The organism is Acinetobacter sp. MD2 (assembly GCF_035615575.1).
Taxonomy (GTDB): Bacteria; Pseudomonadota; Gammaproteobacteria; order Pseudomonadales; family Moraxellaceae; genus Acinetobacter.
The window spans coordinates 241084-254863 of record NZ_VTDK01000002.1 but is presented as its reverse complement, the minus strand read 5'-3'; the positions used below and the strand labels follow the sequence as shown (position 1 = coordinate 254863).

Annotated in this window: 12 protein-coding genes; 4 read left to right on the top strand and 8 right to left on the bottom strand. The window is 41.6% G+C overall.

Annotation, left to right across the window (positions count from 1 at the left end; translation table 11 throughout):
* Positions 1-14: 14 nt before the first annotated feature.
* Positions 15-2123 (top strand): TonB-dependent siderophore receptor, encoded by a 2109-nt coding sequence (locus FXN70_RS04455; RefSeq protein WP_420714370.1) that lies wholly within the window; start codon positions 15-17, stop codon positions 2121-2123.
* A 240-nt stretch (positions 2124-2363) separates the two neighbouring features.
* On the opposite strand, the gene FXN70_RS04450 is transcribed toward FXN70_RS04455, so the two are convergent.
* From FXN70_RS04450 to ssuD, 3 genes are read right to left on the bottom strand one after another with little or no spacing between them, the layout of a single operon-like run.
* Positions 2364-3164: an ATP-binding cassette domain-containing protein gene (locus FXN70_RS04450; protein ID WP_324646277.1), complete on the bottom strand. Its 801-nt coding sequence runs from the start codon at positions 3162-3164 to the stop codon at positions 2364-2366.
* A gap of 18 nt (positions 3165-3182) precedes the next feature.
* Positions 3183-3992 carry an aliphatic sulfonate ABC transporter permease SsuC gene (gene ssuC / locus FXN70_RS04445; protein ID WP_324646276.1) on the bottom strand — a complete coding sequence of 270 codons (810 nt, stop codon included), beginning with the start codon at positions 3990-3992 and terminating at the stop codon, positions 3183-3185.
* A complete protein-coding gene (gene ssuD, locus FXN70_RS04440) occupies positions 3989-5161 on the bottom strand; it encodes an FMNH2-dependent alkanesulfonate monooxygenase (protein ID WP_324646275.1) in 1173 nt (390 codons plus the stop codon). Before ssuD ends, ssuC begins: the two co-directional genes overlap by 4 nt.
* Before the next feature lie 462 nt (positions 5162-5623).
* Between ssuD and FXN70_RS04435 the strand changes: the two genes are divergently transcribed.
* From FXN70_RS04435 to FXN70_RS04425, 3 genes are all read left to right on the top strand, one after another.
* Positions 5624-6607, top strand: a complete 984-nt coding sequence (locus FXN70_RS04435) for a DUF1852 domain-containing protein (RefSeq protein ID WP_324646274.1) — start codon at positions 5624-5626, stop codon at positions 6605-6607.
* Between the two features lie 30 nt (positions 6608-6637).
* The gene (locus FXN70_RS04430) at positions 6638-7669 is read left to right on the top strand and encodes a methionine synthase (RefSeq protein WP_324646273.1); all 1032 of its coding nucleotides are present in this window, start codon (positions 6638-6640) and stop codon (positions 7667-7669) included.
* 168 nt (positions 7670-7837) lie between these two features.
* On the top strand, positions 7838-8338 hold the full coding sequence (locus FXN70_RS04425) for a flavin reductase (RefSeq protein ID WP_324646272.1): 501 nt from the start codon (positions 7838-7840) through the stop codon (positions 8336-8338).
* Between the two features lie 76 nt (positions 8339-8414).
* Here the strand turns inward: FXN70_RS04425 and FXN70_RS04420 are convergent, their stop codons facing one another.
* The 5 genes from FXN70_RS04420 to FXN70_RS04400 form a co-directional block, all read right to left on the bottom strand.
* On the bottom strand, positions 8415-8888 hold the full coding sequence (locus FXN70_RS04420; protein WP_324646271.1) for a nucleoside deaminase: 474 nt from the start codon (positions 8886-8888) through the stop codon (positions 8415-8417).
* Between the two features lie 53 nt (positions 8889-8941).
* Positions 8942-9862: an ABC transporter permease gene (locus tag FXN70_RS04415; RefSeq protein WP_324646270.1), complete on the bottom strand. Its 921-nt coding sequence runs from the start codon at positions 9860-9862 to the stop codon at positions 8942-8944.
* 7 nt (positions 9863-9869) lie between these two features.
* Positions 9870-10955: an ABC transporter permease gene (locus FXN70_RS04410; protein WP_324646269.1), complete on the bottom strand. Its 1086-nt coding sequence runs from the start codon at positions 10953-10955 to the stop codon at positions 9870-9872.
* Positions 10956-10965: 10 nt separating this feature from the next.
* Complete coding sequence (locus FXN70_RS04405) at positions 10966-12507, bottom strand: ABC transporter ATP-binding protein (RefSeq protein ID WP_324646268.1); 1542 nt, start codon at positions 12505-12507, stop codon at positions 10966-10968.
* 147 nt (positions 12508-12654) lie between these two features.
* Positions 12655-13755, bottom strand: a complete 1101-nt coding sequence (locus FXN70_RS04400) for a BMP family ABC transporter substrate-binding protein (RefSeq protein ID WP_420714362.1) — start codon at positions 13753-13755, stop codon at positions 12655-12657.
* Between the last annotated feature and the right edge of the window lie 25 nt (positions 13756-13780).

Below are 13780 nucleotides of genomic sequence, written 5' to 3'. Positions count from 1 at the left end.
TTCTATAAAGGACTATTGTGTTAACGCTCAATCGACTCACCCTTAGTATGTGTACGATCCTTCTCGCACAATACGCAGCAGCAGAAGACATACACACGCTGCCAAACATCCAAGTTACCGCTGAAAAAAATGACAATACTGCTTATTTTCAAAGCAGCTCAAGTTCCGCGACCAAAACCAAAACCTCGTTACAAGAAACGCCACAATCGGTTTCTGTGGTAAGCCAAGGTGTACTTGAGGATTTAGGCGCGTCGCGTTTAATTGAGGCATTAGATGTTGCAGGGGGAGTTGGACGCTCCAATAACTTTGGTGCACAAGGCTTAACAAAATACACGTCTCGTGGTTTTTCAAGTGGTGAGTTTTTTCGTAATGGCTTCCCAATTAACCGCGGCTACCCTGCTGCCCCAGACAGCAATAGTATTGAACGTGTTGATGTAATTCGTGGCCCATCTTCTGCTATGTATGGCCGTAGTGACCCAAGTGGTACGTTTAATATTGTGAGTAAACAACCGAAAAAAGAACGTGAAACCAGCATTGGTTTACAAGGCAATCAATATGGAACGTATCGAGGAACACTAGACACAACAGGTGCGATTGACCAAGAAAAAACCCTAACCTATCGTCTGAATTTAGCGGGTGAAGGTGGCACAACTTTCCGTGATGACGTCCATGTCAAACGCTATGACATCGCACCTGTGTTGCAATGGCAACCAAACGATCAAACGAAAATTACTTTTGAAGCAGACTTTTTACGCAATCAACAACCTTACGACAAAGGTTTTACGAATTACCCAAGTCAAAACTATCCACAATTTTCTGCCAAAACTTATTTGTGGGGCACGGGTAAAGATGTAAACCGTTTGTATAGTGCCAATGACTTATATCAACTTCGAATTGAACAACAACTCAATGATATTTGGACACTCAATGCAGGGGTTCAATACATCAATGGTGATATTCATGGTTTTGCTTTAGAACCACGCAATACCGATGTAGATAGCTTCGGTAATATTCCTGTTGGATATAGTTGGCGCAAGTTATCTTGGAATGACACCAATGTCCAAGCCAATATCACAGGTCATTTAAACCTTTGGGGCTTAAACCATACCTTACTCATGGGTGTGGAATATGAAGATTATAACTATACGGCCGTGATTGACCGCAATTATAAAAATACTAATCTATCGATCAATCCATTGAATCCAAATTACACCACACTGCCAGCATTGGTTCATCCGTTCTATAATGAACGCGAAAACTTAACCAGTTATGCAGCGTTTATTCAAGATCAAATTGACTTAACCACTAAACTCAAAGCCTTAATGAGTTTACGTTTTGAGCGTTATCAACAAGATGACACAACAGATGAACCAACGGCATGGAAAAAAACCAGCCAAGCGGTACTACCTCGTGCAGGTCTGAGCTATGCCCTTTCGCCTGAATGGTCAGTCTATGGCAATATCAGCACCTCTTTTTATCCAATTCATGGTGAAAATAGTAACGGACAAGCCAATAATCCTGAAAAAGGTTTAGTTTATGAACTCGGTTCAAAATGGCAATTATTAGACAATCAATTGTCGTTACAAAGTGCCGTTTATTACACCAAAAAGAAAAATGTACTGTCACAAGTCGCAGACAGTAGTAATCAAGGTTATTCATATCAAACCATTGGTGAGGCAACCAGTAAGGGCTTTGAACTGAATGTCGCAGGTCAAATCAGCCCTGCATGGAAAATCATTGGGGGCTATGCCTATACCGATGCCAAAATCACCAAAGATGGCACAGCAAGTAACGTCGGTTCGGCTTTAGACAACATCCCGAAAAACAGCTTTAGCTTGTTAAATATGTATGCGTTCCAAGGTGGTTCACTTGATGGTTTAGCACTTGGAATCAATCAAAAATATATTGGTGAACGTGTTGGTCGTAACGGCGACTACAGCTTTAAAATGAAGAGCTATAGCGTGACTGACTTGTTAGCAAGCTATAAAGTCAATGAACAGCTGCGTTTTAATGTCGACTTAAAAAATGTATTTAATAAGCGCTATGACGAAAGCAGCTACATGCTATTTTCATATCCAGGTGAACCGCGCACTTTACAATTGGGGATGAATTATCGTTTCTAATTGATCACGCTTACCATAAAAATCAGCCCGACATCCTGTCGGGCTGATTTAGATTTGGTTAACTAGGTCGGACTCCTGTCGTACCTCACATTCCTGATGCAAGAACATATTATTGTTGTTTGCTGTTCTGGAACTTCCTGTTCCTGATAAAGTTAGAATAGAACCCTATAAAATATTCGCATAGTCGCTATTTTCGTTATCTGTTGTACGCTTTGGCTGACATTCAGCTTTTGCATCGATTTAAGTCGCTAAAACGGCGGCTAGAACCTGTTGTTCCAGCACGGCAAAATCATTCCCTTTTTGACGTGGCCGAGGTAGATTCACGTGGAACTGCGCTGCAATATGTCCTTGATCTAACAGAATAATACGATCTGCCAATTGTACAGCTTCGCTCACATCATGCGTCACCAATAGTGCGGTAAATCCTTGCTCTTGCCATAATTGCTCAATTAAGTTTTGCATCTCTAAACGGGTTAGCGCATCTAATGCACCCAATGGTTCATCTAGCAATAAAATGCGGGGTTGATGCGACAACGCACGAGCCAACGCAGTTCGTTGGCGCTGCCCACCCGAAAGTTGACTTGGCCATAATGCTGCCTTTTGTTTTAAACCCACTTTTTCAAGCAGTTGGCTCGCGTGAAGATATTGCTGCGGCGCTAAGCCCAATTGCACATTGGCTAAAATATTTTTCCATGGCAATAAACGAGGGTCTTGAAACATCACCCGAATATCTGAGGTTTGAATCGGTGTTGTATTGTTCACCTGAAACTGAATTTGACCTTCAGTTGAGCTTTCTAAACCTGCAATTAAACGCAATAAAGTACTTTTACCACAGCCACTACGCCCCACAATTGCCACAAACTCGCCCGCCGCAATTTTTAAATTTAAGCCTTCTAAAACACTAACATTGCCATAATATTTGTGTAATTGTTGAATTAAAATGTCTGAACCTTGGTTAGGTGTAATCGCATCCTGCGTAGGTGCATAATGCTGAACCGATGAATCTGCTACATCTAAGTTCGCAATATTTAAATTGGTCATGGTTTTATCTCTCCATTGTTATTGTTGGTAGCCTGCGTGCCAGCGCAGCAAATAACGCTCTAAGCTTTGTGCCAGTGCGTCAGCTAATTTTCCAAGTAAGGCATAAAGTAAAATGCCCACCAATACCACATCGGTTTGCAAAAATTCGCGAGCATTCATGGTCATATAGCCAATGCCTGCTTGGGCTGAAATAGTTTCCGCCACAATTAACAACACCCAAACCAAGCCTAAAGAGAAACGAAGCCCCACTAAAATAGACGGCATTGCCCCAGGTAAAATAATATTTTTATATAATCCCCAACGGCTTAAACCATAACTTTTACCCATTTCAATGAGTTGTGGGTCAACCGAACGAATGCCATGATAGGTATTGATATACATAGGGAAAAACACCCCTATTGCCACCAAAAACAATTTAGCCGACTCATCAATCCCAAACCACAAAATAACCAATGGAATAAGTGCCAAAGCAGGAATATTCCGAATCATTTGTAACGTGGTGTCGAGCAGGGTCGAGGCAATTTTAGAAGAACCATTAAGCAATCCCAACAACAAGCCCAAACCACCACCCACCAATAAACCCAGTAATGCCCGCCCTGCACTGACCTTCACATGATGCCAAAGTTCGCCTGTTTCAAGTAAATGCCAAAAAGCGATTAAAACTGCGCTAGGGGCAGGCAAAATTCGGCTTGCTAACCACCCCATATTTGCAGAAATTTGCCAAAGTACAAGTAAGCCAATGGGTACAACCCACGGCAATAATCGCTTAACGATTGCACCAACCACAGACTTCTGCTGCTGTGTTCGATTCACCACTGCTTGATTCATACCGCCTCCTCAAGCTGAGTGCTTGTTGCCGCAGTAGGTACATAGTTATTGGCAATAATCTCGCCAAATGGGCCTGTTAAATTTGGCTGCGCCAATTTTTTCTGGGTTTCTAGTGGTAAAAGTGGAAAGACCAATTCAGCAAAGCGAATGGATTCTTCTAAGTGTGGATAGCCTGAAAAAATAAAAGTTTCAATACCTAAGTCTGCGTATGCTTGAATTCGTGCCGCAACCGTTTCTGGGTCGCCCACCAAGGCTGTGCCTGCGCCGCCGCGTACCAAACCTATTCCTGCCCATAAATTAGGAGAGACCTCTAATTGGTCACGCTTACCACCATGCAAAGCAGCCATACGCTGCTGCCCAATCGAATCCATTTGGGCAAATTTTTGCTGTGCAGCGGCAATGGTGGCATCATCTAAATGCTGAATTAAGGCATTGGCTGCCGCCCATGCTTCGTCATTGGTTTCACGTACAATTACATGCAAACGAATACCATAATTAAGTTGCCGCCCTTTTTGCGCAGCTTTTTCCCGAACAACTGCAATTTTTTCTGCTACAGCCTCAGGCGGCTCCCCCCATGTTAAGTACGTATCGACTTGGGCTGCGGCTAAATCGGTTGCAACATCTGAAGAGCCACCAAACCATAACGGCGGATAGGGAGCTTGCACAGGCGGATAAAGCAATTTGGCATTATCTACCTGTAAGCGTTTGCCTTTAAAACTAAATGATTCACCCGTATGTGAATGAGTTAAAATTTCTCGCCATATCTGTACATATTCACTGGCAGTTTCGTAACGGGTACTATGGTCTTCGTACACCCCATCACCACGTAATTCTTCTTCATCTCCCCCTGTCACCAAATTGAGTAACACCCGTCCATTCGAGAGCCGATCAAAGGTTGCTGCCATACGTGCGGTTAATGCAGGTGTGGTCACCCCTGGGCGCAGTGCCACTAAGAATTTTAAATTTTGGGTGGCATCAATTAGGCTTGCCGCTACAATCCACGGGTCTTCACATGAACGTCCTGTTGGAATCAATACCCCTTCATAGCCCAAGTTATCGGCAGCAACAGCAATCTGCTTCATATAAGCATGATCAACCTGACGTGCACCTTTGGTGGTGCCTAAATAACGACTGTCGCCATGGGTGGGAATGAACCAAAAAATTTTCATGTTGCGCTACCTGTAATCTGCAATGATGTTGTAAAGCACAAGGCTTAACACGTGATGGATATACAATAGACAGCAACGCGCAGAATCCAAACCAAGAAAATATGGGATGGTTATTCATTTTAAAGATAAAATTTTTATCGAATTTCTTAGCTGATTTTCAGATATGGATGCGAAAATCATTTAATTTTAGCAATGTCGTACTTTATTCAATCAAATATAGGATTTTTTTAGCGAGTGATTTTCTGTCCCTTAAAACATCAATTTTTTAAATAGAAGAATAAAAACAAATAATTATAGAAAATAGAAGCGTAAAAATATTTGAAAATAAATCACAAACCTGCTTTAGAACATACAACTTTTAGATAGAAGTGAATTTCACTCACTTTCTTGTGAAATTAAATCATTTTTATTCATGTTGTAGTTCGGGTATAAATAACAACATAAACTTTAGGGCAGATCATCATGAGCAACGCATTTACATTTTCGACGAAAAGCATCCGTTTCGATGAAAACTATCGTCCTGCGGAAAACACCCGTATTACCACCAACTTTGCCAACTTAGCACGTGGCGAAAGTCGTCAAGAAAACTTGCGTAATACCCTAAAGATGATTGATAACCGTTTTAACACACTTGCAAATTGGGACAATCCTGAAGGCGATCGTTATGCGCTTGAACTCGATATTATTTCTGTCGAGTTAAATTTAGGTGTTGCAGGTAACATCAATGGTCTGCCTTTAATTGAAATTTTAAAAACCACTATTGTGGATAAAAAAACCAATCAACGTATTGCCGGCATTGTGGGCAATAACTTCTCATCTTATGTGCGTGATTATGACTTTAGCGTGGTATTGGTTGAGCATAATAAAAATAAAACTCAATTTAGCACACCCGACAACTATGGTGATTTACATGGCAAATTGTTTAAAAGCTTTTTAGCTTCTGAAGCCTTTACCCAAAACTTTAACAAACAACCTGTGATTTGTTTAAGTGTTTCAAGCACCAAAACTTATGAAAAAACAGCCAATGTACATCCTGTACTTGGGGTTGAATACAAGCAAGATGAATATTCGCTCACTGATGAGTATTTTGCCAAAATGGGCTTAAAAGTACGCTATTTTAAACCTGCACATAGCGTTGCGCCTTTGGCATTTTATTTCTCTGGCGATTTACTCAATGACTATACAAGCCTTGAGTTGATCAGTACGATCAGTACCATGGATTCATTCCAAAAAATTTATCGCCCTGAAATTTACAATGCAAATTCAACGGCGGGACAATTTTATCAACCAAGCTTGAAGCATCAAGATTATTCATTAACACGGATTGTGTACGATCGTGAAGAGCGTAGCCGTTTAGCGACTGAGCAAGGAAAATTTGTTGAAGAACAATTTATTAAACCTTATCAACATATTCTTGAACAATGGGCGGCGAATTTCGCACTTTAATTGACCCGATTTAAAATGAGATAAACAATTATGAAAATTTTATTACCGACCTCTACTGCTGGCAGCTTACCAAAACCATCTTGGTTAGCAGAACCTGAAAAATTATGGTCGCCATGGAAATTACAAGATCAAGAACTGATTGATGGTAAAAAAGATGCGCTACGCTTGTCATTGCATGAACAACAACTTGCAGGCATTGATATTGTAAGTGATGGTGAACAAACCCGTCAGCACTTTGTGACCACCTTTATTGAGCACTTACATGGTGTCGACTTTGCACAGCGCGAAACTGTGCGTATCCGCGACCGTTACGATGCAAGCGTGCCAACGGTTGTCGGTGCTGTTTCTCGTCAAAAACCTGTATTTGTTGAAGATGCAAAATTTTTACGTTCACTGACCGATCAACCCATTAAATGGGCATTACCTGGCCCAATGACCATGATCGACACCCTGTACGATGCGCATTACAAAAGCCGTGAAAAATTGGCATGGGAATTTGCCAAAATTTTAAACCAAGAAGCCAAAGAGCTTGAAGCGGCGGGCGTAGACATCATTCAGTTTGATGAGCCTGCATTTAATGTGTTCTTTGATGAAGTGAATGATTGGGGCGTTGCAACTCTAGAGCGGGCCATTGAAGGTTTAAAATGTGAAACTGCGGTGCACATTTGCTATGGCTATGGCATTCAAGCCAATACCGACTGGAAAAAGACCTTAGGTTCAGAATGGCGTCAATACGAAGAAGCCTTTCCAAAGTTACAACAATCTAGCATTGATATTGTGTCACTTGAATGCCAAAACTCACGCGTACCCATGGATTTAATTGAGCTGATTCGTGGCAAAAAGGTAATGGTTGGTGCAATTGATGTGGCAACCAACAGCATTGAAACAGCAGAAGAAGTAGCGGACACGTTACGTAAAGCACTTCAATTTGTCGATGCAGATAAACTATATCCTTCAACCAACTGCGGTATGGCACCACTTTCTCGTGATGTTGCACGCGGTAAACTGAATGCTTTAAGTGCAGGTGCAGCAATTGTTCGAAATGAACTTTTGAATAAATAAGTCACAAGCTTTACACTTAAGCAATCGGCTTGGGCTGTATATTCGTCTGAGTTGATAAGCAAACATTTTTAAAATGAAGTACATCCAATGGTGTACTTCATTTTCCACATCGTATTATATTTAAACTACGATGAATCAAGATAAATGCGTCGGTTTAGGAACACAGTGATGGTTGAGGCAACAGACTTTAAAAATGCAATGTCTTTGTTAACAGGGGCAGTCAATGTGATTACCACGGCAGGGGCTACGGGTCGTTATGGCTTTACCGCGTCGGCTGTATGTAGTGTGACCGATACCCCACCAACGCTACTGGTTTGCATGAATACCTCATCACGTTCACATGTTCATTTTGTTGAAAATAAGATTTTAACGGTGAATGTATTGGGTGCACAGCAACAAGCCATTTCAAGTGCTTTTGCTTCTCAGCTTAGCACTGAAGAACGCTTTAGCCATGGCACATGGTCAACACTAAGTACAGGCGCACCAGTATTAAACGATGCATTGGCAAGTTTTGATTGTCAAATTGAACAAATTCAAGAAATTGGTACGCATTCTATTTTTATGTGCCGTGTCGTTGCGATTCAACAAAATGATCAAAATGATCAAGGCTTGGTTTATTTTAATCGCGCCTATCATCACGTTGGACAAAAACAAGCCGAAGGGGTTTAATTCTAAACCTCAATACCACATCTACAGTCCACAAAATTGAATTTCAGCACTTGGTTCAGTACACTCATCATGCTGATCAAAATGCTTGATGTACCTGCAAAATTTCATCTTCAGCTTGTAAGATCGGGCCAATTAAATCAATGGATTTTTGACCACGGGCAAATACATCAGCTACGGGTAAATTCATAGTCGGGTTTTCTGCATGATTGCCTGTGCATGCCAGTAATTTCGCTTCGCTCATGCCGTAGACCACTCGTCCAATGTTCGCCCAATAAATCGTGCCTGCACACATACAACAGGGTTCAACGGTTGTATATAAAGTACATTCCCACAAATATTCAGGCGAATATTGACTTGCCGCAGAACGTGCTAAAGTCGACTCTGCATGATTAACCGTGTCAATATTTCCCTGCGTTAACAGAACTGTTTGATGGTCTGGCGCAACCAAAATTGCCGCAAAAGGATGATGCCCCGCTTGCATGGTTTGCTGTGCAATCTGATTGGCTTGAGCTAAAAAATATTGAAGCTGATCTAAATTGGGTTGTGTCATAGCGATCTCACAAAAAGAAAAACCATCTTAAGTAGATGGTTTTTAGCTTAAATTTAAGGCAAAAACGTTTTTCCTAAAGACGCGGGTAAATTCATTTTTAATACTTTTTTATCGCGGGAAATCACCACCAATACCACAATGGTTGCCAAATACGGTAATGCAGCCAAAAACTCAGTTGGCACATTCCAACCCAATGCCTGAGCATGCAGTTGTAAGATTGTCACGCCACCAAATAAATATGCACCGAGCATTAAACGGGCAGACTTCCATGTGGCAAACACCACAAGCGCAATTGCAATCCAACCACGCCCTGCCACCATATTCTCAATCCACATTGGGGTATACACCGTTGACAAAAATGCCCCTGCAATTCCTGCCATCGCACCGCCAAATAGTACCGCAGCATAGCGAATTCCCAGTACGTTATAGCCCATTGCATGGGCACTTTCAGGTGACTCCCCCACGGCTTTGAGCAATAAACCTAAACGCGTTTTTGCCAAAACCCACCACACCAATACAAAAGCAATAAACGATAAATACACCACATAATTCTGTTGAAACAAAATGGGGCCTATAAATGGAATTTGTGACAGCACAGGAATATTAATGGGGTTTAAACCAGGCAAACCTTGACTGACATAATTTTGACCAATAAAAGAAGACAACCCCATGCCAAAAATCGTGAGGGCTAAACCACAAGCAGATTGATTGGTGCTTAAAGACAAACTAAAAAAGGCAAAAATCAGCGCCATGAGCATTCCTGCTACCGCGCCAACACCTAATGCACTAAATACGCTTAAATCGAATTGTGCCGAAAAAGCAAAGCCGGCAATCGCACCAACCAACATCATGCCTTCAACCCCAAGGTTAATGACACCTGTGCGCTCGGTAACCAACTCACCTAATCCTGCAAAAACAAGTGGGGTCGCAGCGGCAACTGTAGTGGCTAAAATTGCGGTTATTTCAATCATCATCTTCCCCTTAACCTTGTGCCGATAATGCAGATACTTTGGCTTTGCTAAAACGATATTTATTTTCAATAAAAGCATCTGCTGCCAATAGAAACATCAGCAATAAGCCCTGAAAAACTCCTGCAATTGCCACAGGCAGTTGTAATTGCATTTGCGCCATTTCGCCGCCCAAATAAATCAGTGCCATTAAAAAGGCCGATAAAACAATTCCTATCGGGTTTAAACGTCCCAAATACGCTACAATAATCGCGGCATAGCCATAACCAGGAGATAGATTTGGATTCAGTTGCCCAATTGGCCCTGCAACTTCACAAATGCCTGCTAAACCTGCCATCATCCCCGAAATAATTAGGCTAAACCATACCGTTTTAGTGGCAGAAAAACCGGCATATTTTGCTGCCGCAGGGGCTTGACCACTCACAGCCAATTTAAAGGCCTGCATACTCTTTTGCACAAAAAACCAAAATAGCACCACTAAAATTAAGGTGATAAAAACAGATACATTAATTCGCGTCGTGTCATTTAAAAGTGGCAATAAGCTGTGGTCGCTAAACATCACCGATTGCGGGAAATTCATACCATTTGGGTCGCGCCAAGGTCCATTAATAAGGTAGAGCAACACAAAACTTGCAACATAATTGAGCATTAACGTGGTTAAGGTTTCCTCAGCATTAAATACTGTTTTGAGTAAGGCTGGAATTGCGCCCCAAATTGCACCGCCCAACGCTCCCATCAAAAGCATTAAAGGCAACGTCCACATACCTTCATGGCCGTAGCATAAAATTGCCACACCACCACCAAAAACTGCCCCCATAGTAAACTGCCCTTCGGCACCAATATTAAATAATTTGGCTCTAAAGCCAATGGATAAGCCAAGTGCAATTAAAATGAGAGGACTGGCTTTAACCACCAACTCACTCCATCCATACCATGTTGTAAGTGGCGAAATGAAAAAAATATATAAGGTTTTAAGTGGATCGTATCCTAAACAGCGAAATAAAATAATTCCCACAATTAAAGTCAAGCCAATGGCGAGAACAGGCGACAGCCATTTCATCAGTTGAGAAGGATGTTCTCTTGGTTGTAATAAATGCATGTGAAACTCCTTAGCCCACTACATCTGTACTGGCAGCATTTGGTGTTGATTGACCCAAACCCGACATCAACAATCCAATTTTTTCGGCATTGGTACTTTGGGTTAACATTGGTTTAGACAACCGTCCTTCTGCAAGCACTGCAATTCGGTCACTAATTTCAAATAATTCTTCTAATTCTTCCGATACCACTAAAATTGCCACTCCTTGCCGCGACAAATCAATTAATGTTTGCCGAATAAACATCGCTGCACCAATATCAACCCCCCACGTCGGCTGTGAGATGATCAATACTTCGGGCTGTTGCAAAATTTCCCGTCCAACAATAAATTTTTGTAAGTTGCCACCCGAAAGAGAACGTGCTTCCGCTTCAACACCACTGGCCTTAACACCAAAACGCTGGATACATTGCTCGGTAAACTGCTTTACTTTGGCAAAATTAATCAGTTTAAAATGAGTTAAATCCTGCCGATAAGCCGTTAATAAAGTGTTTTGGTTGAGCGTCATGTTCGGTACAGCACCACGCCCTAATCGTTCTTCAGGCACAAACCCTAAGCCTAAATCTCGGCGCTGCCCTGCATTCAAATGCCCAATTTTTTGCCCTTTAAACCGAATTTTATCTTGTTGGGTTGTGGTTTCACCCGAAAGTAAACTGAGTAACTCTGCCTGACCATTGCCGGAAATTCCTGCCACACCCAAAATTTCGCCTTGTTTGAGTTCAAGGTGAATATCATTTAATGGCATTGAAAAAGGATCATCCGAGCGAAAATTTATGCCTTCAACACCAAATATACAGGCATCATCGCCCATAAATGCTGCACGGCTATAGGTTGGTAATTCCCGACCAATCATTAAACTTGCCAATTCATTGGTGGTTTTTTGTTTTGGGTTTACCGTACCTGTCACACGGCCCGCACGAATAATCGTTGCTTCATCACACAGCGCTTTAATTTCATGTAATTTATGACTAATGTATAAAATCGAAACTCCCTGACTTGCCAATTGTTTTAACGTTTTAAACAATTGCTGCACCGCTTGAGGAGTTAAAACCGAAGTGGGTTCATCTAAAATTAATAAGGATGGATTTTGTAATAAGCAGCGAATGATTTCGACCCGCTGCCGTTCGCCTACAGACAAGCTATGTACTTCACGGCGAGGGTCTATGGGTAAACCATATTGTTCAGAAACAGTTTTTATTTTTTCACTCAGCTGCTTTAGTTCAACCGACTCATCTAAACCTAAAGCAATATTTTCAGTCACGGTTAAAGTTTCAAACAAAGAAAAATGCTGATAAACCATGCCAATGCCCAATTTTCGTGCCGATGCGGGACGATCAATCTGTACTTCTTTGCCATTCCAAATTACAGAACCTTGGTCAGCTTTTACCGCACCATAAATGATCTTCATTAAGGTGCTTTTACCTGCACCATTTTCACCCAAAATGGCATGAATTTGCCCAGGCAATACGGTTAAACTAATTTGATCGTTGGCTTTTAACGCGTTATAGCTTTTACTCACGCCAACTAATGCAAGACGTGGAACCTCAGGCATCATACCGTCACTCCTCAACTGAATCGGGTTAAATTGAGTTCTTCTTTAAGTTGTTATTGCAAGCTCTGTGCCATCTTGCATCAAACAATAAGCATAAAAAATGCACTAAAAGCTTCTCTTTTAGTGCATTCAAAAAACGGAACTTATACCTTATTTGGGTAATGCCCCTTCAACGCCTTTCACATAAAAATTCATTTTACTTAAAACATCATCGCTTAAGCGTTTGCCTTGTGGAATTACAACGCTCCCCGCTTGATTGTAAATTGGTCCATCAAACGGATGCTTCTGACCTTTTTGAATTGCATCGCGCACTGCCAAAGCTTTGGTTTTTAAAGGTGCTGGCACGGCTGGTCCAAAGTTCTCAATATTAATAGCACCTTGTGGCACCCCCCACCAAATACTGGTTGGTTTCCATGTTTTACTGGCCACTTGATTTAAGAGTGGAACGTAAATTTTCTCCCAATGAATCACCGATGCAGCCAGTTGCGCATTTGCACCAAATTTACTCATATCAGAATCCCAACCGAAGGCATAAACTCCTTTTTGTGCAGCTGCTTGCACCACCGCAGGTGAGTCGGTATTTTGCATCAATACATCAGCCCCCTGAGAAATTAAGGCTAAAGCTGCATCGCGTTCCTTACCAGGGTTAAACCAAGAATTCACCCAAATTACTTTGGTTTTAATTCTTGGATTTACACTTTGTGCACCCAAAGTAAAGGCATTAATGTTACGTACCACTTCTGGAATCGGAAAAGAACCCACCACGCCCAAAGTGTTTTTAGTGGTTTTACCACCTGCAACCACCCCAAGCAAATACGCGCCTTCATAGGTTCTTACGTCGTAAGTACCTAAATTTTTACCCTTTTTATAACCCGTTGCATGCATAAAAATGGTATTTGGGAATTGACGTGAAACTTTCTCCATTTGGTTCATATAACCAAATGACGTACCAAATACGACTTTATTGCCTTGCTGCGCTAAATTACGAAACACACGTTCGGCATCGGCTGTCTCAGGTACATTTTCAATATGTGAAGTAGTAAATTTCCCCGCCAAAGCTTGTTCTGCTTTTAATCGACCTTGGTCATGAGAATAAGTCCAACCATGATCGCCCGTTGGGCCAATATAAACAAAAGCAGCTTTTTCGGCTGCAAGGGTGACTTGTGTTGCACCAAAACACAGTGTGCCAACGGCTAAACATGCTTTGACAAGGTTTTTCATTTTATTCGAGGTATGTCGCCAATTTTGCATTTTTCTCTCCCTTAGGATGGATTCA